This window comes from Hydrocarboniclastica marina (assembly GCF_004851605.1).
GTDB classification, from domain to species: Bacteria; Pseudomonadota; Gammaproteobacteria; order Pseudomonadales; family Oleiphilaceae; genus Hydrocarboniclastica; species Hydrocarboniclastica marina.
Genome location: NZ_CP031093.1, coordinates 3015993 through 3040926, shown reverse-complemented (window position 1 = coordinate 3040926; position 24934 = coordinate 3015993). Strand labels below are relative to the sequence as shown.

General features: G+C 58.4%; 21 protein-coding genes. 10 read left to right on the top strand and 11 right to left on the bottom strand.

Annotated features, from left to right (window positions below):
* Position 1: 1 nt before the first annotated feature.
* Genes sufD through sufB form a run of 3 tightly spaced genes read right to left on the bottom strand, consistent with a single transcriptional unit; the run spans position 2 to position 3588 of the window.
* Positions 2–1303, bottom strand: coding sequence for a Fe-S cluster assembly protein SufD (gene sufD / locus soil367_RS13500; protein WP_136549589.1), 1302 nt, complete (start codon positions 1301–1303; stop codon positions 2–4).
* 11 nt (positions 1304–1314) lie between these two features.
* Positions 1315–2073: a Fe-S cluster assembly ATPase SufC gene (sufC, locus tag soil367_RS13495; RefSeq protein ID WP_136549588.1), complete on the bottom strand. Its 759-nt coding sequence runs from the start codon at positions 2071–2073 to the stop codon at positions 1315–1317.
* 57 nt (positions 2074–2130) lie between these two features.
* Positions 2131–3588, bottom strand: a complete 1458-nt coding sequence (gene sufB, locus soil367_RS13490; protein ID WP_136549587.1) for a Fe-S cluster assembly protein SufB — start codon at positions 3586–3588, stop codon at positions 2131–2133.
* Positions 3589–3997: 409 nt separating this feature from the next.
* Between sufB and soil367_RS13485 the strand changes: the two genes are divergently transcribed.
* Positions 3998–4915: an AEC family transporter gene (locus tag soil367_RS13485; RefSeq protein WP_136549586.1), complete on the top strand. Its 918-nt coding sequence runs from the start codon at positions 3998–4000 to the stop codon at positions 4913–4915.
* Positions 4916–4927: 12 nt separating this feature from the next.
* On the opposite strand, the gene soil367_RS13480 is transcribed toward soil367_RS13485, so the two are convergent.
* Positions 4928–6121: a fatty acid desaturase family protein gene (locus tag soil367_RS13480; RefSeq protein ID WP_136549585.1), complete on the bottom strand. Its 1194-nt coding sequence runs from the start codon at positions 6119–6121 to the stop codon at positions 4928–4930.
* Between the two features lie 192 nt (positions 6122–6313).
* Positions 6314–7426, bottom strand: coding sequence for a ferredoxin reductase (locus soil367_RS13475; RefSeq protein WP_136549584.1), 1113 nt, complete (start codon positions 7424–7426; stop codon positions 6314–6316).
* 247 nt (positions 7427–7673) lie between these two features.
* On the opposite strand from soil367_RS13475, the gene soil367_RS13470 reads away from it, so the two are divergent.
* Both soil367_RS13470 and soil367_RS13465 read left to right on the top strand, forming a co-directional pair.
* The gene (locus tag soil367_RS13470) at positions 7674–8354 is read left to right on the top strand and encodes a TetR family transcriptional regulator (RefSeq protein ID WP_246065310.1); all 681 of its coding nucleotides are present in this window, start codon (positions 7674–7676) and stop codon (positions 8352–8354) included.
* Positions 8355–8450: 96 nt separating this feature from the next.
* Positions 8451–9095, top strand: coding sequence for a cytochrome c oxidase assembly protein (locus soil367_RS13465; RefSeq protein WP_136549583.1), 645 nt, complete (start codon positions 8451–8453; stop codon positions 9093–9095).
* 49 nt (positions 9096–9144) lie between these two features.
* Here the strand turns inward: soil367_RS13465 and soil367_RS13460 are convergent, their stop codons facing one another.
* From soil367_RS13460 to soil367_RS13440, 5 genes are all read right to left on the bottom strand, one after another.
* On the bottom strand, positions 9145–9549 hold the full coding sequence (locus soil367_RS13460) for a hypothetical protein (protein ID WP_136549582.1): 405 nt from the start codon (positions 9547–9549) through the stop codon (positions 9145–9147).
* 2 nt (positions 9550–9551) lie between these two features.
* The gene (gene ctaD, locus soil367_RS13455) at positions 9552–12092 is read right to left on the bottom strand and encodes a cytochrome c oxidase subunit I (protein WP_136549581.1); all 2541 of its coding nucleotides are present in this window, start codon (positions 12090–12092) and stop codon (positions 9552–9554) included.
* Positions 12089–13222: a cytochrome c oxidase subunit II gene (gene coxB, locus soil367_RS13450; protein WP_136549580.1), complete on the bottom strand. Its 1134-nt coding sequence runs from the start codon at positions 13220–13222 to the stop codon at positions 12089–12091. The genes ctaD and coxB overlap by 4 nt, the downstream gene beginning before the upstream one ends.
* Positions 13185–13808, bottom strand: coding sequence for a c-type cytochrome (locus soil367_RS13445; RefSeq protein ID WP_136549579.1), 624 nt, complete (start codon positions 13806–13808; stop codon positions 13185–13187). Before soil367_RS13445 ends, coxB begins: the two co-directional genes overlap by 38 nt.
* A gap of 84 nt (positions 13809–13892) precedes the next feature.
* A complete protein-coding gene (locus soil367_RS13440; protein WP_216642719.1) occupies positions 13893–15920 on the bottom strand; it encodes a methanol/ethanol family PQQ-dependent dehydrogenase in 2028 nt (675 codons plus the stop codon).
* A gap of 320 nt (positions 15921–16240) precedes the next feature.
* On the opposite strand from soil367_RS13440, the gene soil367_RS13435 reads away from it, so the two are divergent.
* The 7 genes from soil367_RS13435 to astB all read left to right on the top strand — a co-directional run bounded on the left by soil367_RS13435 (position 16241) and on the right by astB (position 24172).
* Complete coding sequence (locus soil367_RS13435; protein WP_136549578.1) at positions 16241–16591, top strand: c-type cytochrome; 351 nt, start codon at positions 16241–16243, stop codon at positions 16589–16591.
* A 132-nt stretch (positions 16592–16723) separates the two neighbouring features.
* Positions 16724–17602: a GlcG/HbpS family heme-binding protein gene (locus soil367_RS13430; RefSeq protein ID WP_216642718.1), complete on the top strand. Its 879-nt coding sequence runs from the start codon at positions 16724–16726 to the stop codon at positions 17600–17602.
* Positions 17603–17846: 244 nt separating this feature from the next.
* A complete protein-coding gene (locus tag soil367_RS13425; RefSeq protein WP_136549577.1) occupies positions 17847–19076 on the top strand; it encodes an aspartate aminotransferase family protein in 1230 nt (409 codons plus the stop codon).
* Between the two features lie 62 nt (positions 19077–19138).
* Positions 19139–20152 (top strand): arginine N-succinyltransferase, encoded by a 1014-nt coding sequence (locus tag soil367_RS13420; protein ID WP_136549576.1) that lies wholly within the window; start codon positions 19139–19141, stop codon positions 20150–20152.
* Entirely contained in the window at positions 20149–21240 is a 1092-nt protein-coding gene (astA, locus tag soil367_RS13415; protein ID WP_246065307.1) for an arginine N-succinyltransferase, read from the top strand. Before soil367_RS13420 ends, astA begins: the two co-directional genes overlap by 4 nt.
* Positions 21233–22711, top strand: a complete 1479-nt coding sequence (gene astD / locus soil367_RS13410) for a succinylglutamate-semialdehyde dehydrogenase (protein ID WP_136549575.1) — start codon at positions 21233–21235, stop codon at positions 22709–22711. The genes astA and astD overlap by 8 nt, the downstream gene beginning before the upstream one ends.
* Before the next feature lie 126 nt (positions 22712–22837).
* Entirely contained in the window at positions 22838–24172 is a 1335-nt protein-coding gene (gene astB, locus soil367_RS13405; protein ID WP_136549574.1) for an N-succinylarginine dihydrolase, read from the top strand.
* 34 nt (positions 24173–24206) lie between these two features.
* On the opposite strand, the gene soil367_RS13400 is transcribed toward astB, so the two are convergent.
* Positions 24207–24854 (bottom strand): TetR/AcrR family transcriptional regulator, encoded by a 648-nt coding sequence (locus soil367_RS13400; protein ID WP_136549573.1) that lies wholly within the window; start codon positions 24852–24854, stop codon positions 24207–24209.
* Positions 24855–24934 lie beyond the last annotated feature (80 nt).

Sequence of the window (24934 nt, the reverse complement as noted above, 5' to 3'; positions counted from 1 at the left end):
CTCAGTCCTCAATAAGGTTGTTCTGGATGAATCCCGCAAGGCGCTGGTCGACCCGCTCGCGAACGTCTTCGAGGGGTATCCTGGCCACGATTTCGTTGATAAAGCCCATGCTCAAAAGTGTGCGGGCCTCATCCCGGGCAATTCCCCGCGCGAGCAAGTAAAATAGCGCTTCAGGATCCAGGCGGCCGACCGTGGCCCCATGGGCACACTTGACGTCATCCGCGTAGATTTCAAGCTCGGGCTTGGTATCAATCTCTGCCTCGGCGGAAAGCAACAGGTTCTTGTTGCTCATCTGGGCGTTGGTTTTCTGGGCGTCCCGGTGGATGTGAATGCGCCCGTTGAATATATTGTGGGACTTGCCGGCCGCCATGCAGCGATAGGTTTCTTCGCTGTTGCAATGCCCGGCCAGATGCTCGAGCACCGTATGGTTGTCGTAGTGCTGGCTATTCTGGGTCACCGCGACGCCATTGAGAGAGCACTCAGCCCCCGGCGCTTCAAAGCGGACCTGCAGATCATGCCGGCGCAGAACCCCGCCAAAGCCGATACAGTGACTCTCGAAGCGGCTGTTGGCGCCCAGTCTAATGCCGGTCGCGCCAATATGGCGGATGGTTTCCGGCTCCAGCGTAAGACGGATGTAGGTCAAGTTGGCGCTATCGCCGAGATTGGCTTCGGTCACTGCATTGACTAGACAGGAGCCGTCGCCACCAGCGTCATACTGTTCCACCAGCGTCAGCTTGCTGAAAGCGCCCATCTCGACCATAACGCGCGGGTACACTGAACCCTGTTGTCCGGAATCGGTGTCGGTGAAAACTTGTATGTAAACGGGCCGGTCGACCTCGGTATCTTTTGCCACCGCAATAAAGACGCCGTCCTCCAGCCGGGCTGTGTTGAGCCGGGCCATCTGAGTGGTGGCAGTGTCGAGGCTATGATCGAGCCTTTCCGCAAGCTTCTGGGCATCCTCGTTGCTCAGCTCACTGAACGGGGTCACGCGCAGGCCGGCGCTGTCGGGAAATTCCGAAGCCGACTGATCAACTCGCCCGTTGCGAATCACAATGCGGTAACCCGACACCGGCGTCGTCATTACAGCTGCGTCGCTGTCTTTGCTTTGGGCAAGCGTCGGCGCTAGCGCCTCGTCAAAAGACAGATAGCGGCTGGAGTATTTCCAGTTTTCGGTTTTGCGCGTCGGTAGCGGCATGCCTTGAAGTGATTGTCCGCGCGAGTGCTGCAGCGCTTGCAGAGGAGCAGGCAGGTGCTGGCCGTTCCGGGCCAGAAACGCCGCCGGCAGAGTTGGTGCTGGCTTCATGAACGCCTCCCTCAGCTCGCAGCCGCTTCGTTAATGCCGAGCCAGCCGTAGCCTTTATCTTCCAGCTCAAGCGCCAGGTCACGACCGCCGGACTTGATGATCTGGCCGCCGGCGAGCACGTGCACATAGTCCGGGATGATATAGGACAGTAAGCGCTGATAGTGTGTCACCACCAGAAAGGACCGGTCTGGGGAGCGGTTGGCGTTGACGCCTTCGGAAACGGTTTTCAGTGCGTCGATGTCCAGACCCGAATCAGTCTCGTCAAGGATGGCCAGGCGCGGTTCCAGCAGCATCATCTGCATAATTTCGTTGCGTTTTTTCTCGCCGCCGGAGAAGCCTTCGTTAACGCCGCGTTTCAGGAATGATATGTCCAGGTCGACCCGTTTGGCGGTTTCCTTGGCGAGTTTCATAAAGCCGACAGCGTCCAGCTCCGGCTCACCGCGATGTTTGCGAACCGAGTTTACCGCGGTGCGCAAGAACTGGATATTGCTGACGCCGGGGATTTCGACCGGATACTGAAAAGCCAGGAACAGTCCGTCGCGAGCGCGCTCTTCGATTTCCTTGCTGAGAAGATCTTCGCCATTCATCAACACTTGGCCGGCGGTGACTTCAAAAGCCTCATGGCCGGCCAGCACCTGGGACAAGGTGCTTTTTCCGGAGCCGTTGGGACCCATGATCGCGTGGACTTCACCCGGTTTGATCTCCAGGTTGATGCCTTTGAGAATCGGGGTGCCGTCAACGGTGGCGTGGAGGTTCTTGATACTCAGCATGCGTTGCAATCTCTCTCTGAACGGATCTTTGATACAGGTTCTGATCGCCCTTGGGGTTTAGCCCACGGAGCCTTCAAGGCTGACTTCCAGAAGCTTGCCTGCTTCCACGGCAAACTCCATGGGCAACTCCTTGAACACTTCCTTGCAGAAGCCATTCACGATCATGGACACGGCCTGTTCCGGCTCAATACCGCGTTGACGGCAGAGGAACATCTGTTCGTCGCTGACCTTGGAGGTCGTTGCTTCGTGCTCAAGCGTGGCGCTCTGGTTCTTGCTCTCGATATAGGGGAACGTATGGGCGCCGCATTGGTCGCCGATCAGCAGCGAGTCGCACTGGGTGAAATTGCGCGCGCCCTCGGCGCCAGGGCCAAAGCGGACCAGGCCGCGATAGGTATTGTTGCTGCGGCCAGCTGAGATACCCTTTGAGATGATTGTACTGCGCGTGTTCTTGCCCAGATGGATCATCTTTGTGCCGGTATCGGCCTGCTGATAGTTGTTGGTCAGAGCGACGGAGTAGAACTCGCCAACGCTGTTATCGCCCTGGAGCACACAGCTGGGGTATTTCCAGGTTACCGCGGAACCGGTTTCGACCTGCGTCCAGGAGATGTGTGAATTGCGTCCACGGCAGGCGCCGCGCTTGGTCACAAAGTTGTAAATGCCGCCCTTACCTTCGCTATCGCCCGGATACCAGTTCTGCACGGTCGAGTACTTGATCTGGGCGTCGTCCAGGGCAACCAGTTCCACCACTGCTGCATGTAACTGGTTCTCATCGCGCATGGGCGCGGTGCAGCCTTCCAGGTAGCTGACGTGGCTGCCTTCATCCGCGATGATCAGGGTGCGCTCGAACTGGCCGGTATTCGCTGCGTTGATGCGAAAGTAAGTCGATAATTCCATCGGGCACCGAACGCCCTTGGGAATGTAGACGAACGAGCCATCGCTGAAAACAGCCGAATTCAGCGCGGCATAGTAATTGTCGCCGCTGGGCACAACGGTGCCGAGGTATTTCTTGACCAGTTCAGGGTGCTCATGGACTGCTTCGGAGATCGGGCAGAAAATCACTCCGGCTTCGGCCAGGCGTTTTTTGAAGGTCGTGCCAACCGACACCGAGTCGAACACAGCATCGACCGCGACGTCCCGGACGCCAGCCAGGGCGGCGCGTTCGTGCAGGGGAATACCGAGCTTCTCGTAGGTGCGCAAAAGCTCCGGATCGACCTCGTCCAGGCTTTTCGGGCCGTCTTTCTGAGACTTGGGCGCGGAGTAGTATGAGATATCGTTCGGGTTGATTGGCGGGTACTGCACATGGGCCCAGTCGGGCTCGTCCATTTCCAGCCATTTGCGATAAGCTTTAAGGCGCCATTCCAGCATGAACTCGGGTTCGCCCTTGATTGCTGAGAGTCGGCGGATGACGTCTTCGCTCAGACCGGGCTCGAAGGTATCCACCTCGATGTCGGTGACAAAGCCGTGCTCGTATTCGCTTCTGATAAGCTCGTCGACTTGATTACCTGCGTTGGCCATGCTCGTCGCTCCGTTTTCTCATAGGATCTAAAATTCACCCGTACGCTCCAGGCCCAGTATGTACAGGTCCCGGCCAGAACCGGGGCTGCGCTCTAACCCTGCGTACTCCGACGGGCATTGGCGCTGTTTTTTATAGGGTGGCTAACCTTGGTTTTAAGCGGCATTGTACAATACCAGACTATTTTAGTCAGGTATTTTGTGCGTGCGCTTTACCCGGGGCTTGCGGCTTGCGCGACAGGCGTTTGCAAGGGAAGCAGTATACCGCTGGACGTGCTGGATTACCCGGAAAGGACGACAGCCCAGTGCCGGCCGCAAACCTCAGATCTGGATGACACGAAATGCCTTACCTGTTCATGGCCGGTGGTAGACTGCGCCAGACGACTTATTCCCGGCTTTTTCCAGGTCTGCGATGGATACGGTTTTTCCTCTACTGCTCAAAATGCTTCCGCTCTATGCCACCGTTGCATTGGGCTGGGTTGCCGCGCGCTATCTGGACGTGAGTGGTCGCAATATTGCGAATCTGATGCTCTACATTCTGACGCCTTCGGTCATCTTCGGGGGCGTCATTATCGCGCCGCTTTCAGCCGGCGTGCTTATGCTGCCGTTGCTGGTATGGCTCGCGTGCGCGGTTATTGGTCAGATTTTTCTGCGGACGGGCCACAGGTGGCTTGGGGACGAACGCGCCAATATTCTTTCCCTTGCGACCTGCACCGGGAACACGGGTTATTTTGGAATACCGGTGGCGCTGCTGTTATTCGGCCAGGAGGGCATGTCGATCTATATAATCTGCATGCTCGGCACGACACTCTATGAGAACTCGCTGGGATTCTACATCGCGGCCAGGGGACGATTTCCCGCGCGGGAATGCTTCCAGCGGGTGCTCCGTCTGCCTTCGGTCTATGCCTTTCTGGTGGCCGCCGCGCTTAACCTGATGGAACTGGGCATTCCCGGTTTTATGCAGCCGCTGTTTGACAACCTTCGTGGTGCCTACTCGGTCCTGGGCATGATGATTATCGGGATGGGGATCGGTTCGATTGGAGGCTGGATAGGGGACCGGCGTTTTACCGCGCTGGCTTTCACTGGTAAGTTCCTGGCGTGGCCGGCATTGGTAGCCTTTGCCTGGGCAATTGATACTGCAGGGCCAGGCATTTACGACCCGCAGATCTACCGTTCACTGTTTCTCATGTCGATCATGCCAATCGCGGCGAATACGGTGGTTTTCGCCACGCTGCTGGAGTTGCACCCGCGGCAGACCGCGGGCACCACTCTTTTGAGCACGATGTTTGCGCTCGTCTACATACCCATCATGGCAGCGCTTGTGCTCTGACCTTGGGCTCTGCTATGAGGCCTCAGCCTGACCAGTCAGATTGCGAAAACGCCGTGCTGCCGCATCCATGCTTGGAAATAGCTGGCGGCCCTTGGCTTTGGCCGCGTCGGCCAGCTTGAGCACGTTGTTCTGGCTCGCCGGTGCTGTCGCCTCTGGCGAAGGTCCAGGAAACGAGTGGCGGACAATGCGCTTGAGCACGGTGCCGTACTGCTTGAGGAATGGCGCAGAGTTATAGGTTATGCCCAGTTCCTCGCACAGCTTGCGGACCGTAACGGACATCTCGGGATAACGGTGTGCCGGAATGTCCGGGAACAGATGGTGCTCGATCTGATAACTCAGATGGCCGGACATAACGTGTAGCCAGCGCCCACCGGTGAAGTTGCTGGAACCCAGCATCTGGCGATAATACCACTCACCACGGGTTTCGTTCTCGCACTCTGCCCGGGTGAACGTCTGCGCATCTTCTGTAAAGTGCCCGCAGAAGATAATGGTTGACGCCCACAGGTTACGGTTCAGGTTGGCGAGGAAGTTGCCGGCGATGACTTTCGGGGCCAAGGGCGCCGTGAGCAAGGGATAGAATACATAGTCCTTGAACAGCTGGCGACTGCCTTTCTTGGCGAATTGCTTGAGCATTTCCTTCTTTTCCGACAGCGGCACTTTGCCCGCCATGACGCGGTCGAATTCCATCTCGTGCAGTGCCACGCCCCACTGGAAGAAAGCGCTCAGCATGACGTAATCGAAGGTTTGCAGCAGACGCCGCGGTCTCCAGCGCTGCTCACCGGTGAGGCGCAGCAGCCCATAACCGTAGTCCCGGTCTTTGCCAAGGATGTTGGTATAAGTATGGTGCTCGAAGTTGTGAGTCACACGCCACGAGTCGCCATCGCACGCGGTGTCCCACTCGTAGTTCTTGCCGTTGAGATTGGCATCGTTCATCCAGTCATATTGACCGTGCATGACGTTGTGTCCAATCTCCATATTCTCAATGATCTTCGCCAGTGAGAGCGACATCACGCCGGCGGTGAAGCCGATCGGGGTCAGGCTGAATGGAATCAGAAGCCGACCGCCGATTTCCAGTTTGCGGTGCAAACGAATCATACCGCGAATGTACTCTGCGTCGCGTTCACCAAGGTCGGCTACAGTACGCTCCCGCAGCTCGTCCAGGGATTGAGCTAAATAATCGAGTTGTTCTGGGCTCGGACGTGTCATAACGCCTCCTTGATTGCATCGGTACGTTGCTGAGTATGTTTCCAGGCACGCTGTAATGCCAGGTGCCTTGTCTGTTGCTGGGTACGTTGACTGTTGCCAGTTACGTTTTCGCTAAGTACATCGCTTTGTTCCGGCATTGAATGCCCTTGAAAAGCTAAATACTGCCTGCAAGGCGCGAACGCCTGCGGGCCACTACAATTCCAGTGTCACGGCACCCTGCGGCAAACTGATGCAGGGTTGGATCGTCTCTTCACCAGGGCCGGACAATTGGCCGTTGAGACGGTTCATGACAACCCCGCTGGTTTTCTTGCATGAACACTGCCGGCATACGCCCTGACGGCAGCCGTGGGTTGGTTTAAGCCCGCCCTGTTCAGCGATTTCCAGAAGGGTAGACTTGCCGTCTCCTTCCATAACCTCTCCGGTACCGGCCCGAACGAGGCTACCCGCACCGCCGTCCTCAACCTGTACCACTGGCGGGGTGAACAGCGCCTGGTGGAAGTGATCCGGTCGCGCGCCGAGTTTGTCAAGAACAGGGCGCACGTAATCCAGCAAACCGATCGGCCCACACAGGTAGCCCTCCACCTGTGCCAGTGATTCGGCAACTTTACGGACATCTGCCGCGGCCAAAGCTGGCGTCTTCTCCCGGTGGTTGGTGTAGATGATATGCACTTTGAGACCCGACAGCCGGCTCTGAAGTGATTCAATCCGGTTCGCGGCGATCAGGTGTTCCCGATCCCGCACCATGTAGACAAAACCAATTTCCCGGGTGTCATTGCTCGCTGCGAGAGACTCCAGATGAGACAGGATCGGCGTTATGCCGCTGCCCCCGGCCAGGTAAAACAGAGGAGTCTTATCGCGGGGCAGGGTGAACTCACCGAACGCTTCGCTTAGTCCCACTACATCGCCCGGCTTCAGTTGCTCGTGCAACCATGGCGTCACCCGACCGTCCTCAATACGCTTGATCGTAAATGTGATCAAGCCATCCCGCTTGAACCTTTCGGGACCCGAGGAGAGGCTGAAGGTCCGGGTCTGCCGCACGCCCTTTATTTCTGCCGTAACGCTGGCGTGCTGACCTGCTTCAAAGCCTTTCCAGCGCTTGCTGGGGCGCAGGGTGAACGTACGGGTGTCAGGCGTTTCCGAGCGCACCTTTACGACCTGAGCACGAACCTGGCCGCGCACCCACATCGGGTTAATGCTCTCAAGCAGCGGGTCAATGAAGAAAGCAGGCGAGTCTTGCTGCCACAGCTGGCGGTTGAGCCAGCGGTTGGCTGTGAATATCTGCTTGGGTATGGCCTTCGAAAGCATTCTCGCCCCCTTGTGTACGGTTGTGCACTATTGAGATCACTATAGTGGTTAAGTGTACGCTTGTACACTGACAGTAAGGTGTATTTTGTTACTACTTCTTAAAAGTGCTTAGCGGTTCCCGTTTCGCTGGCGCCAGCTCTGGGTCTGAGCGGCATCAAGGCGCCGGTGCCTCCGTAATTTACGGGACTGTGCCTGCGACACTGTAATTGTGTACACTTGTAGCATGCTCTTATGAAGGACCGATGAAATGACGCAATCCAGCATGCATTCTGTAGCTGCGCTCAAGTCACAGCCTCAGCCTCAGCCTCGCCGCAAGCGCGGGGCCAACCGTGAGGCGCTTATGGAAGCGGCGCTTTCGCTGGTTGGCGAGGGACGACACTTTGCCTCTCTTGGCATTCGGGAAGTCGCGCGTCAGGCCAACGTAGTGCCAACGGCGTTTTATCGGCATTTCAAAAGCATGGACGATCTGGGTCTGCAGTTGGTGGACGAGCTCGGTCTCGTTCTCCGGCGTATGATGCGAGAGGCGAGGGAACAGGCGCCCCATGCAGAGCGACTGATGGCCGACTCCATCAACCTTTTTATGGATCAGGTGTTGACCAACCCGGCTTTTTTCCGGTTTATGATGCAGGGTCTGGCGGGGGAAACCCGCACCATTCGTGAGGGCATCCGTAGCGAAATGCGGTTCTTTGTGCACGAACTGATGAACGACCTGAGGGCGATGAACCAGTTGGCTCAGGTTACCGAATCAGACCTTGAGCTAATATGCGACCTGCTGACCCGCACCGTTGCTTTCTCGCTCACCGACATCCTGGGCGTAAGACCAGGCGACGACCAGCGAATGGATCAGATACGGCACAGGACCTTAAGACACTTGCAGCTTATTTTCCTCGGCGCCCAGCAGTGGCGCTCGAAGCCGAGTCATTCCTGAGTCAACCGGCGCTGCGCAAGCATCATCCTTCATGCCTGTGTCTATGCCGGCGGACAAACTTTAAACACACTTCACTAGCCTGAGACAGGTGTAGTCATCGCTAAACCCCACCCGTATCCCCGCCGTTTCAGCTATGGGTCGCCGCTTCCCTGGATCACCGTCTCTTGTTTTTTGCTGCTTATACTCTGGCTTGGCCCGCTGCCGGCAATGAGCGCTACAAGTTTCACCTGGCATATGGTTCTTCACCTTGGTGTTGCGGTCCTGGCTGGTCCTTTAATGGGTATTGGGCTGGTCAAGGCGGGGCTGGCGCGGTGGGCCACGAGCAACATGGTTGCCTGGGCCATTGGCGCATCACTCTTCGAGATGCTGGTGGTCTGGAGCTGGCACGCACCAATGCTTCACAAGGCGGCCTCGTTGAGCGACAGCCTGTTTGTAGCTCAGCAGCTGAGCTTCCTTGCCGCAGGCACGTTGATCTGGCTGGTCGCGTTCGCCGGCCGCTCGAAGCTGGCGGCTGGGGCAGGGGCGCTGGCGATGCTGATGACGTTCATGCATATGACGCTTTTGGGAGCCCTTCTGACCCTCGGCCCGGAGTTGCTCTATGAACCCTTTCTCTACACCGGTCAGACTATCGCTGAACGCCTGGAAGACCAAAGGTATGGCGGCATTCTGATGGCGGTCGGTGGGAGCGCGCTCTATCTCGTCGGCGGACTGGTTCTCGCCGGTCGGCTCATCCGCGAATAGTTGCTCGAACGGGACAATACGATAGCGCTGTGCGACGCTGTCGTGCCTTTTATTGGCAGGGCTGCAGCAAGAATATCGGGGCGCCGATCCAGATGGTCGCCAGGGCAAAAAAAGCGGCGTTCAGCGCAGCTGCATAAGCGAGAAAGTGAGCCTGCCCCGTCGGTTCTGCATCTTCTGTCGGGTTCATTTCGGCTTTTATCTTCCGCCATAACCTCCACGACCAGAAACCCACCGTTACGTGCACAGCAAGCGCCGCAGCAGAGGCGAGCAGAACTGCGACCGGGACCAGCTCGAGCCCGCCAATCTCTCCGGCCAGCGCATCAGTGCACGCGACACCATGAAATGAATAGATAAAAACAAAATAGAACGCCCACACCGCCGGCGGGGTAATAAAGCCGCCCAAGGTGGCGGGAAAGCCCGGCGCGTTGCTGGAATTCTTGTGCTTGGCTGTCATCGTTACGATCCCAGAAGGTCAGGTGACAGATAGATCGTCGCTGCTACCACGAGCCCAACGAATACCATGTAATAGGTGAACAGCGCGGTTATCCGGGTTGAAAGGCTCTGGTCTGGTCGCACTCCGCTTACGAGAACTCGCACACACGCGAACAAAGCGCAGCCGGTAGGCACCAGGATGTGTAGGCCAAAGTAGATGCCGAAAGCCATGATCAATGCGCCGTAGGCATTGCTCCTCAGGTCAAAGTCCAGCGCGAGTCCGGCATGGAATAGCGTGAACAGCAGAGCCCCATTAACCGCAATGGATAACACGAGCCCGCCCAGGGTAATCACCCGGCTGGAAGCGGCTGCACCGGCTCTCGCCATTACCGCGGTGACCAACGAAACCAGAGTCAGCACCAGGGACAGCGCCATGTCTGGCCCTGCCTGTGGCTCATAACCTACCGGCGGCCAGGTCGAGGCGGAGGTCCACAAATAGAAGAAGCTGTAAATGAGTGACAGGAAGACAGAAAGGTCTACCAGCAGGAACACATTTGTGCCAAACCATACCGCTGCGCGATTGTCGCCAGGAGCAAGCGGCAGGTGCAGGCCGTACCCGACCTCTTTGGTGGGCTTCTCCGGTAGATTGTCCCAAAGCCATACCGCAAGAAATACACAGAAAGCGGCGAGCCCGACACCTGAAAGCCAGTAGACAGATGCGAGGAGCCCGCCGAATATCAATGAGGTTGCGATCGCGGCCAGAAGCGGCGTAAACGTTGGATGCGGTAACCGCATTACGTGGTCGGGCACAGCATCAACCGGGGAGGATCCCAGAATTTCCCGTTTGCCCTCCTCGGCTTTTGGGAGATATTCCTGCGCACCCTGTATCCGTTCAGATAACTCAGTCTGATCCCATAGCGGGTATAAACTCGTAATCTTTGGTGTGCTGCGGGTGTTGTAAGGAAGAACTGGCGTCCGTCCAGACCACTCAAGGCCATGTGCATCCCATGGATTGGTCCCCGCAGGACGCCCGCGGCGCAGGTGCCAGACGAAGTTAACGATAAAGACAAGTACACCCGCGGCTAGAAGGTAGGAGCCCAGCGTCGACACCATGTTGAGGGTGCTCCAGCCGAGACCCTCGGGGTAGTTGGCTACCCGCCGCGGCATGCCCAGTAAACCGGTCAGGTGCATGGGAAAGAACGCAACGTTGAAGCCGATAAAGAAGAGCCAGAAGTGCCACTTGCCGAGGGTTTCCGACATCATGCGGCCGGTCGCGCGCGGAAGGTAATAGATTAGCGCTGCAAAAAGCGGGAATACCATGCCGCCGATGAGCACGTAGTGAAAATGGGCTACGACAAAATAGCTGTCATGGGCCTGTAGGTCGAAAGGTACCATGGCGACCATGACGCCCGTCAGGCCACCGATAACGAAAGTGACCACGAACCCGATGATAAACAGCATGGGAACACGCATTACCGGTTTGCCGTTCCAGATGGTCGCAATCCAGGCAAATACCTGTATCCCGCTGGGTACGGACACCGCCAGGCTGGCGCCTGCAAAGAAAGAGAGCGCCAGGCGCGAAATGCCTGTGGCATACATATGGTGAACCCACAGGCCGAAACTGAGGAATGCTGTGCCGACAACCGCGAGTACAATCAGGTGGTGACCTATCAGTCGGCTCCGGGCAAACGCTGGTAGCATTGCGCTGATGAGCCCTGCTGCAGGCAGAAAAATAATGTAGACCTCCGGGTGGCCGAAGATCCAGAAAAGATGCTGCCAAAGGAGCGGGTCGCCGCCAAGCTGGACATCGAAGAATGGCACCCCAAACGCACGTTCGGCTTCCAGCAGGATGCTGCCCAGGACCAGGGGCGGGAAGCCGAAGATGATCATGAATGACACCGCAAGCATGTACCAGGCGAAGATAGGCATGCGGCTGAGGGCCATCCCGGGAGCGCGGGATTTAACAATGGACGTAATTAGCTCAACCGCGCCGGCAATGCTCGATATCTCAACGAACGTCACGCCGAGAAGCCAGAAATCCTGATTGATCTGGGGCGAGAATTCTTTCGTCGATAGCGGAACATACATGAACCAGCCCGCATCGGGCATCGCGCCGAAGAGAGCGCTCGACAGGAGCATGATGCCGCCAAAGAGGTAGCACCAGTAACCGAACGCCCCCAGGCGTGGAAAACAGAGGTCCCGGCTGCCGATCATGGACGGGATAAGATAGACACCGAATGCTTCCATGACGGGCACGGCGAACAGGAACATCATCGTCGTACCATGCATGGTAAAGAACTGGTTATAGAGCTCGGTCGAGAGAAAGTCGTTCTCCGGCAGCATCAGCTGGGTGCGCATCAGCAGGGCAAAAATGCCGCCTATCAGGAAAAACACGAAACCCGTTACGATAAAGCGCCGGCCGATGATCGAGTTATTAACGGCGGACGGCGCGCGGAGCCCCTTAGGCGCTGCCCATGTCCGCTCAAAGAGCGCTTCAGCAGCGGTCCCTATTGTCTCGGTGGCCAGCTCGTTATAGGGCCGAGTCTTATGACGTGTTTCGGTCATTTGAGGCTCTCCAGATAGTCGCCGATAGCAAGCCGACTGCCGAGGTCAAGGTATTGGTACTCAGGCATTTTGTTGCCCGGTTTGATTTCATTGTTATGTGCGAGCCAACGGGCCACGTTGCGGGGGGTCATTTCCAGTACGCCCGCGGCAATAGTCTTTCTGCTGCCTACATGGGTCAGATCCGGTGCTTCTTTACCTTGGGCGGCGTGACCACGAACGGTGTGGCACAGCCCGCAGCCGTTCTCCTTGAATAACCGGGCGCCAGGGTGCTCGTTCATTTCGTCGGGCTGGGGCTGACTCTGCCTGAGTGCCCAGGCCTCAAACTCGTCCGGGGAGACCGCAACCGCGGCGAAGGCCATTTTCGTGTGAGCGGTACCGCAATACTCGGCGCACTGGCCACGGAATATGCCAGGTTCCTCCGCATTGACTACCAGGCGATTGGTCATGCCGGGAATGAGGTCTTTTTTGCCGGCCAGTTTTGGTAGCCAGAAACTGTGTATGACGTCCGCTGATTCAAGGATCAGCTCGGCCTGTCTTCCGACCGGAAGATAGAGCTCATTGGCGGTCACGAAGCTGGACGCGTCGCCCTCGAGAAAATATTCAGCTTCCCACCACCACTGGTAGCCGGTAATTCTGATCTTCAGGGTGTCGGCTGGTGTTGAGTCGCTCATGCTGGAACCCACATTGATACCTAGCAGGAGAAGCAAGGAAAGCGCGATCACCGGGAAAACAATGCCTCCCCCGATGATCAACTTGCGTGGCGGCACAGCACGACGTCGCCCCGCAGGAACCAGCGACGCGTATAGCAGGAGGAACAGGACCACGGCAAAAATCAATGTCGCGGCACCAAACATCCACCACCAGAGCGTTGCGATTTCGCGTGCGGCTGCGCCAGCCGGCGCAAGCGCTGACTGGTCGCCTCCGCATCCTGCCAGCAGCAGGACGAAAGTGCCCCCGGTTAGGTACTTGAGGCCCTGACGCCCTGCAGCTGTCGTGGGACTTGCGGTGTGCTTACGATGACTTTGCGGCCGGGGAGATTGAGAAAAGACCTGGGAAAGGGCTTGACTCAGGTTCCCGAGATCGGCGCCGGAATCATTCGCTGGAGTCGATCTCTCGGTAACCTTCGACATTTTCGTCAAAACCTTTTTTAGCGGCGTAGTTCTCTATTTCATCTAGGGTGTCTATATATGCAACCAGCTCCCAGATTGTTTTCTCGGGAAGCATCGAACCCCAAGCGGGCATACCGGCCGGCCTGCCATGCAGGATACTGAGGTAGACTTGGCCCGGCTCTCCGCCGTAGATCCAGACCTCATCGCTCAACGGCGGCCCCATTCCGCCTCCGCCCAATGGCGCGTGGCATCCATTGCAGTTGAACGCGCCAAAGTGCTGCTCCCCCCGAGCTATGGCTTTTTCATCGCCGGCATAAGGGTTCGCCAGGTCGGCGGCAACCGCGGTGGTGCCCGGGAACAATGAGGTGGCTGGAATCAAAACGGTTCTGGCCGGATCCGCCGGCAAACGGTCCCCGATAGGCGCAATAGACTCTTCCACGTCTGTGGTATAGGTCTGCACGCTATTAGCCTCGCCCTGAAGCTCTTCGCTTTCGGAGACAGTGCCATTTTCGGGTGCGGGTTCATCGGCCGGATTGCAACCGACGAGTACAAGGCTCAGTACAGCGAGGCCCATCGTGCCGATGGACGTTGATAGGCAGTTGTTCATGGTCACCTCCTGTGGACCGCCTTTCGTGCGGGCTAGGGTCTCGCAGGCTCAAAACCCGGCGGGACCGCACGGCTTTTCCTGTATTTAGTTTTCGACCACCCTACCAGCCAGGCCGGTGTTTGCATGATCCTGGGGGGCTGATCCTATTTCGTTGGCGGGGCTCCCGTTCGTTGTCTCCTCTGGTAGAGCAAACACGTAGAGCGTACCGCCGGGTTCTGTAAACTGTGGCAGGTCCTGCATGGCGCCGACGAAGCCCAGCGCGCCAAACGGGACGCTCGGGTCCAGCTGCCCGGAGACAACCGCCCCGGACCACCCGCCGACGCCGGCAAAGATCGCAACGTACTGTCGGCCATCAGGGCCCTTGTAAGTGACCGGTTGGCCGATAATTCCTGAGCCTACCCTGTGCTTCCAGAGCAGTTCACCCGTACTCGCGTCCACAGCCTTGAACCAGCGATCCATCGTGCCGTAAAAAACAACATTACCGGCGGTTACCACGGTTCCGCTCCAGACCGGGAAGCGCTCTTTGATATTCCAGACCTCTTCGCCTGTCTCAGGATCCCAGGCCATAAAGCGCCCGCGCTGACCTCCAGGGCCGGCGTACATTTCAACTTCCGCTCCCACAAAAGGCGTGCCGGCAATGTAACTTGTCTCGGCAATCGCCATGTCCATGCAGAGATTCTGGTGAGGGACATACAAAAGCCGCGTCTTCTCGGACCATGCCGAAGGCTGCCAGTCTTTCGCGCCGGGAGGGGCCGGGCATATCTCGCGCGTGACCTTGCCTACCTCCGGCACTTTTGCTTCCACCTCGATCGGCTTACCGGTGTCCAGATTGATACCTTTGGTCACGGTGATGAACCCGTACTCTTCCGCTGAAAGCACCTCGCCAGTCGCCCGGTCCATAACGTACATGTGGCCGTTGCGCTCGGGGCGGACCATCACCTTGCGTGGTTTCCCGTCGATCTCAAGATCCAGCAGCACACTTTCGTTTATACCGTCATAGTCAAAAAGGTCATGAGCATCAATCTGATAAGCCCACTTGGCCATACCGGTGTCGGGATCACGGGCAAAAAGACTAACCGTCCATTTGTTATCGCCGGGACGCTGGGTATGGTTCCACGGACCGGGGTTGCCCGTACCGTGATAGATCAGATCGAGCTCCGGATCATAGGAGATCCAGCCCCACACGGTCCCACCGCCGGTCTGCCACCTTCCCGCTGGCCACGTCTCGACACCGAGGTCCGTACCCTGGTCCTTTGCATAGAAAGGATCGAAGCCTTCGCCAATCAGGACGTCCTCATCCGGCCCTGTTGAATATGCTCTCCAGGCGATCTCACCTGTCGTCGTATCCAGCGCAGTCAGCCAACCGCGAACGCCCATCTCCCCGCCACTGTTGCCGACCAGCACCTTGTCCTTGACGACAAGCGGCGCCATGGTCATGGTTTCGCCGCGGTTGATCTCGCCGAGTTTGGTCTTCCAGATTTCTTTGCCGGTTTCGGCATCTACCGCGACCGTGTGGTTATCGAGGGTATTGAAGAAAATTTTACCTTCAGCATAGGCTGCTCCCCGGTTGACTACGTCGCAGCAAGCTACGCCTTGGGCAGCGCGCGCCGGTTTTGGTTCATATACCCACCGTTTCGAACCGTCAGTGATGTCCAGTGCAATGAGCTTGTTGGGCCAGGGCGTGACCACGTACATGGTTTCGCCCACGACAATTGGCGCTGCCTCGTGCCCTGCAACCAGTCCGGTTGAGTAGGTCCAGGCAACCTCCAGTTCGTCAACGTTTTCAGTGGTGATCTGGTCCAGCCCGCTGTAGCGCGTCGAGGCGTAATTTTTGGCTGGCATAACCCATTGGGAGTCGTCTTTGGAGAGCTCACTCAGCTTCTCTGAGGCTTGGGATGGCACCGCCGCCGTTGCCAGTAGTGTCAGCACGATGAAGGGGAGAGTTAGCATATTGCAATGGAATTGATGGCTGGGTTCCTGCAAGGGTAAGCGGCCGGGTGACAGGGTCGCTAGGATTCGCCGCGCCAGGGCTTGGGCCGTTCCCGGCTGCGCGGGCATGGTCGGCTCGCTTCCGGCGCGGCTGTCGCATCCGGCACGGCTATAGTGATTCATCCTAAGCTCCTTCTTTTTCTCTCCGTCAATCACGATCGCGGGCGCGAAAACACCGTTGGCCCGAGCTCTCCCTTCGGCAAATCACTATAGAAATATTTTTGGCAGAGGGTCAACGCGCCCGGCGATGGGCAAAACAAGGTTTCGAAGCGAACGGTTATGCTTTGTTAATGGTCGTTGTTATGGAATAAGTCCTACTTCTAGACTTTGAGTGAAATCTCCAATCGTTCAGGCCAGGGATGGGGCAGGCAATGTATGAGATAGCGAGCTTTACAGCTGCCGTTAGAGGTTATCGTCGGTCGGCGCGCACGGCAGTGCGGCCGATGGGACGACTGGTACGCGTGATCTCCGCTGCCGGATCGGTCCTGCTTCTTGCAACGACCGCGGCAGCTGATAGTGCGCAGTCGGAGATACCCGAGGCTGGACGTCAGAAAGCCGTTCAGTGCATCGCCTGCCATGGCGTCGGGGGGGAAACCACCAACCCGGGCTTTCCGGATCTGGCAGGACAGAACGCAGCGTACCTTCAAAATCAGCTCGTCAGCTTCAAGTCAGGATCGCGTTACCATCCCGTAATGACGCCGGTCGCCAAGTCTCTTTCTGACGAAGACATCCGGGATCTTGCGGCCTATTTCAGCGCGCTGGAACCTGCCGCAGGCCGAGAAGAGCAGCAGTGATAAGGCAGCAATGAAAAAGCCCAAGGCTGAGCCCTACGGCCACCACCGTGGTGTGCCAGATTAATTGGGCTTGTTTTCACGTGGCATTAGCCGACCGCCTGCTGAACGGCGGGTCTCATGGAGGACTAGCAGATGATGTTTCCCAGGACAGCAGTAAAACGCGCTTCGTGGCAGGGAAAAGTCACAACCGGCTTTCTCTCGCTCTTGCTTGCGCTGCCCGTTGCAGCCCAGCAACAGCCGGACAATCAATCTCAAACAGGTGTCAAAGATGCCGGCGCCGGCAGCACGAGCTCAAAGTGTGAAGGGCTTCCGGAACATGGGCGATTAACCAAAGTCTTGCGAGATGTGGTGGAGCCTAAAGACAAAGACGCCAACGGTGGTTTAGGCAACCACATGTGGGCGGTCGTCGTTAATCGCGCCGGGGTCGTGTGCACCGTGAGCCGTTCCGGAGAGAAACTGGGCGATCAGTGGCCAGGCAGCCGGGGTATCGCTGCAGCCAAGGCGTTCACTGCGAATGGGTTCAGTCTGCCAGGCTTCGCGCTGTCGACGGCAAACGTCTTCTGGCCATCGCAGCCGCAGAATAGCCTGTACGCCCTTGAGGCTGGGAATCCTGTTGAGCCTGATCTCATATACCGGGGCCAGGCCGCAAACTGGGGAACCGTAAACGATCCGCTGGTGGGAGAGCGGGCCGGAGGAACTATTGTTTTTGCTGGGGGGCTGGCGCTATATAACCCGGATGGGGAACTTGTGGGCGCAGTCGGGTTGAGCGGCGACCAGTCTTGTACCGACCATGTTATCGCCTGGAAACTACGACACAGGCTTAACCTGGATAATGTTCCGAAAGGGGTAACCAAGGCCGGTAACGACAACATTATCTATGACATCCACCATGATCCCTCGGTAGGCGGGATGTCGAGCACCAGCGGGTACGGACACCCTACCTGTAGCCCGGGAGCCACACGCATCGCGCAAAACTTCGACGAGACCCACCCGACCGGGCCGAAGGAGTAATTGGCAGAAACGCAGGCTTGGTGAAAAACCTGGCGTCCGGTTGACCGGGCGCTTGGGCGCCGGCAGACGCCGGGTTTCAGTTCGCTGCTGGCGGCAAACGCTACCGGGCGGGCTTTGGGTGCCGGCGAATACGGAGTTAGCAGGGCGATCAGCTAACACAGAATCGGCTGGGCGAGTTGCGGATCAAGCGTCATGGGGTAGTACTGTTGTAAAATACTTTAAAACCCACGCCACCGAGGTTCGAATGAGCACCCGACCGACCAGCAGCCCCGTCAATCGTTCTACTTTCGATCAGTTCATGATGCCCACATACGCGCCTGGGGCCGTCATCCCGGTGCGCGGCAGTGGCTCCCGTGTGTGGGACCAGGCCGACAAAGAGTATATCGATTTGGCCGGTGGCATCGCGGTGACAGCGTTGGGCCACGCCCACCCGGACCTCGTCCGTGCGCTCACGGAGCAGGCGGGCAAGCTGTGGCACCTGAGCAACGTACTGACGAATGAACCCGCTCTTCAGCTGGCCCGGAAACTGTGCGAACTGACCTTCGCGGAAAAAGTTTTCTTCGCCAACTCCGGTGCCGAAGCCAACGAGGCTGCGTTCAAGCTGGCGCGCCGCTACGCCTGGGAACACTTCGGACCCGAAAAAAACGAACTGATCGCGTTCGAGAATGCGTTTCATGGGCGGACCCTTTTTACCGTAGCGGTTGGTGGCCAGGCCAAGTACATGGAAGGTTTCGGGCCCGCGCCCCAGGGCATCAGCCACGCGCGCTACAACGACCTTGCATCGCTCGAGGCAAAAATATCAGACCGCACCTGCGCCGTCGTGGTCGAGCCGCTGCAGGGCGAGGGTGGCGTCACGCCTGCTGAAAAGTCATTCCTGCAGGGCGTGCGCGAACTCTGCGACAGGCACAACGCCCTAATGGTCTTTGATGAAGTGCAGACGGGTGTCGGCCGAACGGGGTATCTCTATGCCTACCAGTACTACGGAGTCACTCCGGATATCCTGACCAGCGCGAAAGGGCTGGGTGGGGGATTCCCCGTGGGCGCAATGCTGACTACGAGCGCCATTGGTCAGAGTTTCAGCGTGGGTAGCCATGGTAGCACTTATGGTGGCAACCCTCTGGCCTGCGCCGTCGCTGGTGCGGTACTGGACATAGTCGCGCAGCCGGAAGTGCTCGCGGGTGTGGCGCAACGGCACGGCCTGTTGCGTAACGGCCTGCAGGAAATCGGGCAGCGCTACGGCATCTTTAGCGAAGTGCGGGGTCTTGGGCTCTTGCTGGGCGGCGCAGTAACTGAACGCTGGCAGGGCGATGCCAAAGCCTTCATGACTGCGGCTATGGAAGAGGGCGTGCTGACGCTGGTTGCCGGCGGTAACGTGGTGCGTTTTGCGCCCTCACTGATCATTCCGGAAGCAGACCTGAATGAAGGGCTTGCGCGATTTGAGAGAGCCGCCGCCAAGGTTGCAGGTCAGGCGTAGGCTGCCTGAGCGTAACTGAACTGCTCACTAGCGATAAAATTCCACTGCAACAGGGTGCCAGTATGTGGATAGTGCGTCCGGCCCGCCTCGAAGACGTTCCCGCGATAGAGTCGCTGGCTGAAGGTCAGCGGGCCCGGGTGTCGACATTGCCCCGTTCAGCTGATCGGCTTGCGGAGAAGGTCAACCTCAGCATGCGTTCATTCAATGGCACAAATGCTGAGTCGGAGATGGCGCGCTACCTTTTTGTGCTAGAGGATATCTCGACCTCTGAGCTGCTCGGCACAGCCGGCATCGATACCTGCTCCGGTAACGGGCAGCCGTTCTATACCTATCGGCGGGATGAACTCATCCATGCCAGCCACGAGCTCGCCGTGACCACTCGGGTCGAAGTGCTCTACCTGAGCCACGAGCTTACCGGACAAACACTGCTTTGCAGTTTTGCCATTGCGGAGCATCTTCGGCAATCACCAGCTTTCGCGCTCCTGTCCCGGTCGCGGCTGCTGTTTATTGCGCAGTGGGCTCACCTCTTCACGGACAAGCTGATCGTCGAGCTGCAGGGCTGCCAGGACGATGCCGGAAGCTCTCCTTTCTGGGACAGTCTGGGCCGCCACTTCTTCGATATGGAATTCGCCACGGCCGACACCTATTCCGGGATTCTCAGCAAGACATTCCTGGCTGAGCTTATGCCCTCGCACCCCATTTACGTCACTCTGCTCAGCGATGCCGCCCGGGCTGCCCTTGGGCGACCCCATGAAGCAGCAACCCGGTCGGCGAAGCTACTGGAAAAAGAGGGTTTCGAGTGGGGCCGTCACCTGGACATTTTTGATGGCGGGCCGACGCTTGAGGCAACTGCCCATGACCTTGAGCAGCCCGCCCGGTACCAGTACTCGGCAAGCTCGAAGGGAAGTAGCGCTCCCTCTGGTCAGTACCTGGTCGCCAACGACAGCCGCGATCAGTTTCGGTGCGCCTTGACCGCCGCGACGGCCGCTGACGACGAGAGCCTTGAGCTTCCTGCTGAGGCGGCGGCTGCCCTGGCGATTAAAGACGGCGCCCGGCTGCTAGTGGTGGATCTGTGAGCGCGGGCCTGAGCACCATTCGTCCCATACGCATGAGTGATCTTGAGGACCTGTATGAGATGGCCCGGTCCGCCGGGGTCGGGGTAACAACGCTGCCGGCGGACCGCGAGCTTCTTCGGTCGCGGATAGAGCGCTCGGTTGAGTCCTTTGACCGCCAGATTGAGCCGGAGTTGGCCAGCTACCTGTTCGCGCTGGAGGAAACTGACGCGGGCCGCATCGTCGGTGTCTGCGGTATCGACAGCCGCGTTGGCCTTGATGAAGTCTGGTACAACTACCGGCTCAGCAATACCGTTAACTCGTCGCGTGAGCTTGGGGTGCATGTCCAGAATCCGACGCTCTACCTGACCAATGACATGACCAACTCCAGCGAACTCTGCACACTCTTTCTGGACGAAGCGTGGCGCGGTGACGGCCGAGGGCCGCTGCTGTCCCGTTCGCGGTTCCTGTTCCTGGCGGACTTTGCTGAACTGTTTTCAGAAAAAATCTTTGCGGAATTGCGGGGCGTCTCGGATCAGGAAGGACGCAGTCCCTTCTGGGAAGCCCTGGGCCGACGCTTCTTCAATATGGATTTCTACCAGGCTGATATGTTGACGGGCCGGGGCAACAAGGCATTTATTGCAGAGCTTATGCCAAAACACCCGATCTATCTGGCGCTGCTCGGAGCTGAGGCCCAGGACGTGGTCGGAAAGGTTCATGAAAACACTCGGCCGGCACTTCGGATGCTCGAAGCCGAAGGTTTCAATTTCAATGGATTACTGGACATTTTCGACGCCGGGCCCGTCATTGAAGCATTCACTCATACCATTCGGGCCATCAGGGATAGCCGGGAGCGCCGTGTCGTCCTGATGAGCGAAAGCGGCAATGAAGCAGCACCGCCTGAGCATCGGGTTATGGTGTCTAACCGCCGCTTTGAAGACTTTCGGGTCCTGGCGGTGGCTGCAACAAGGCTTACTTTCGATACCCTGAGCCTGGCCGCACACGAAGCCGATGCACTGGGGGTGGCTCCGGGCGACAGTGTTCGCCTGGTCGGCCTGAAACAAGCCACCGGCCCATCTGATGAGCTGTCCGCAGGAGCGAACCATGGCTGAAAGGCTGACGGGAGAGAATTTTATTGGGGGTGAGTGGCGGCCGGGGCAGGGCGAACGCCTGGACTCGATCCAGCCAGTCACTGGCAAGGCCGTCTGGCGCGGACGAGCAGCAGCTGCTGCAGATGTGGATGAAGCGGTAGCTGGCGCAAGGGCGTCATGCGGGGCCTGGCGCAAGCTGGATCCCGGCGATCGCCAGGTCATTCTGGAGCGCTTTGCGCAATTATTGGGCGATCGCCGGGAAGAGCTGGCAGACGCGATCGGCGCTGAAACCGGCAAGCCCTTATGGGAAGCGCGAACTGAAGTAGATGCCATGCGTGGCAAAGTGCCTGTGTCGATCCAGGCATACCACCAGCGCACCGGAAGCTCTGCAAGCGACACCCCTGCCGGGCGTGCTGTGCTGCGCCACCGTCCCCACGGTGTTGTGGCGGTGTTTGGTCCCTATAACTTCCCTGGTCATTTGCCGAACGGTCACATTGTACCGGCTCTGCTGGCGGGCAATACGGTCGTATTCAAGCCCAGTGAGCATGCGCCCGGAATAGCCGAGCTTACTGTACGGCTATGGCATCAGGCCGGCCTGCCGAGCGGCGTGTTGAGTCTCGTTCAGGGCGGTCGCGAGACCGGGGTTGCGTTGGCCGCTCAGCGTGACATTGATGGGCTGTTTTTTACCGGCAGCTCTGCTGTCGGTCATAGCCTGCACAGCCAGTTCGCCGGCCAGCCCGAGAAGGTTCTTGCGTTGGAAATGGGCGGGAACAATCCGCTAATCCTGGATGAGGTCAGCGATATTGATGGTGCGGTTCATCATGTGATCTTCTCGGCCTTTGTCTCCGCCGGCCAGCGATGCACCTGTGCCCGTCGTCTCCTTGTGCCCCAAGGAGCGAAAGGTGATCATTTCCTGCAACGCCTGCAGCAGGTCGCCGGACGTATCCTGGTCGATCACTACCGTGCTGAGCCCCAGCCTTTCATGGGGTCAGTGATCTCCAGCGCGGCTGCAGAGAAGCTGATGGCCGCCCAGGATATGCTCCATCAGTCGGGCGGGCGAATGCTGCTGCCCATGCGCCGGGTAAAAGGCGATACCGCATTGCTGACCCCGGGTCTGATAGATCTCACCGGTATCACAGGGGTGCCCGACGAGGAGCACTTTGGCCCGCTGTTAAGCATTTTCCGCTATGACACTTTCGAGGAGGCCCTGACGCTTGCCAACGCTACGCGGTTTGGCCTGGCGGCGGGCTTGCTGAGTGACAACGCCGATCGATACGCGCAGTTCAGCGACGCAATCAGGGCGGGCATCGTCAATTGGAACCGGCCGCTGACAGGCGCCAGCAGCAGTGCGCCTTTCGGCGGGGTGGGTGCGAGCGGTAACCATCGCCCGAGTGCCTATTATGCGGCTGATTATTGCGCCTGGCCCATGGCTTCCCTGGAGGCGACTACCGCCGCGCTACCGGCTTCCCTGTCGCCAGGGCTTTCATTCTGATGGTCCTGCAATTCCGTACATGGTTTCGGGCAAGCAAGCGGTTTAGGGCAAGTGAGCGCCGGTGTGGAGAAGCGCCATTGGGGTGGAGGATTCTGCCGCACAGCGGAAAAGCTGCCGGGAGACAGCATGAGTACAGTTGAAGTCAATTTTGATGGCCTGGTCGGGCCGACCCACAACTACGCGGGGCTATCGTGGGGTAACCTGGCGTCCGCCAGCAACGTGCGTGGACAGTCCAATCCCCGTGAAGCAGCGCTACAGGGCCTGCGGAAAATGAAGGCACTGGCTGATCTCGGTTTTTGTCAGGGGGTGCTGCCGCCGCACGAAAGGCCACATCTGCCGACGCTGAGGTCCCTCGGGTTTGCCGGGAGCGATGCGGAAATACTGCGCGAAGCCGCGCGTGCGTCGCCCACGTTGTTGGCCGCGGCCAGCTCCGCTTCGAGTATGTGGACCGCCAACGCCGCGACAGTCTCACCCAGTGCTGACACGGCGGACGGACGGGTGCACTTTACGGTGGCGAACCTGAACGCCAAATTCCATCGTGCGATCGAACATCCGGGCACCAGCCGCATATTGCGTTCAGTGTTTGCAGATGAAGCCTGCTTTGCTCATCATCCTGCGCTCCCGGCTGTCAGTCAGTTCGGCGACGAAGGGGCCGCGAATCACACTCGCCTGTGCGCCGGGTATGGCGAGCCAGGGGTAGAGCTGTTTGTCTATGGCCGAGCCGCTTTCAATGAGTCGGGAACGCGGCCCCAACGGTATCCGGCGCGGCAGACACTTGAAGCGTCAGAGGCAGTGGCCCGTCTCCACGGGCTGGATGCCAGCCGTGTTGTTTTCGCGCAGCAGAATCCGAGTGTGATTGACGCGGGCGTTTTCCATAACGACGTGATTGCCGTGGGCAATGGGCCGGTGCTGTTCTATCACGAACATGCTTTCGCGGATGAGGCCCGGCTGTTGCAGGAATTGAACGAGAAGCTTGGTGCTACGCCGTTAATCCCGATTCGCGTGCCCGAGGAGGCAATCAGCGTTGAGCAGGCAGTAACGTCGTATCTGTTCAATAGCCAGTTGCTGACCCGGCCGGACGGAACCATGGTCCTGGTAGTGCCAGCGGAGTGTAGAGAGCAGGAAGCTGTGTCGCACTACCTGGACTGTCTGATAGCGGGGTCCAATCCGATCAATGAAGTGGTCGTCTTTGCGCTTCAGCAATCGATGCGCAATGGCGGAGGTCCGGCTTGCCTGCGGTTGCGCGTGGTCCTGACGGAGCAAGAACGAGCGGCAGTGAACGGCAGGGTGTTGCTGACGGATGAATTGTTCAGGTGTCTTGAACGCTGGGTTGAGAAACACTACCGCGACCGCTTAACACAAGCTGATCTGGCGGATAGAGCCCTGCTTGAGGAAAGCCGCAATGCGCTGGATGAGCTGACCGGTATTCTGGGGCTTGGAAGGATCTATGAGTTCCAGTGAGCGGCCCGGGCTGAAGTCGCGACCAGGCGGCCGGTCAGTTTCCCCGGGGCTCCTGTAGCGATAGCATTAGCATCTGCATGGTATGGGCGACGAGTTTCTCCGGTCGGACCGCAGCGGCGGTATGTGATCCTCGGCCCTGCTGTTTGCTGAGCATGATTACCCCGTGCAACGCACCCCAGAGATAGAGAGCGGTTTCCAGGGGCTCGACGATACGCCGCCCGGATAGGGTGTTATCTTCGAGACCTGTAGTCAGCGCCGCTACGAGAACTTCCATGGTCCGAAACTCACATTCTCTTTGGGCCTGACCAAGTTCGTCGGCGTTATCGATGCTGAGACTTGCAGCATGGGTAAGGACATCGAAGTAGTCGGGTTTCTGCTGGGAGAACTGGTAGTAAGCCTGACCGATTGCGGCGATCTGGCCAATTCCAGTCGCTTCCGTTGCCACTGCGGCCTGAAAGCGCCGACGTAGCTCTTCCCCGGCGCGTAGGGTGATACTGCGAAGAATCGCGGACTTATCCTTGAAGTAGACATAGAGCAGTGCCCGGCTCAACTGTGCAGCTTTGGCGATTTCATCCATGGAAGTTCGCTCATAGCCTTTTTCAAAGAAGGTTCGCTCGGCGGCATCCAGTATACTCTCCCGGCGATCCTGGCGTTCGCGCTCCCGTCGCTGTTGTAAGCTCATTCGGCCGTCCGCCCATTTTTTTCAGAAAATGATGAAGGGTCTTGCTCAGTAACTGAACGACCGTCCCAGATATGTTAGCT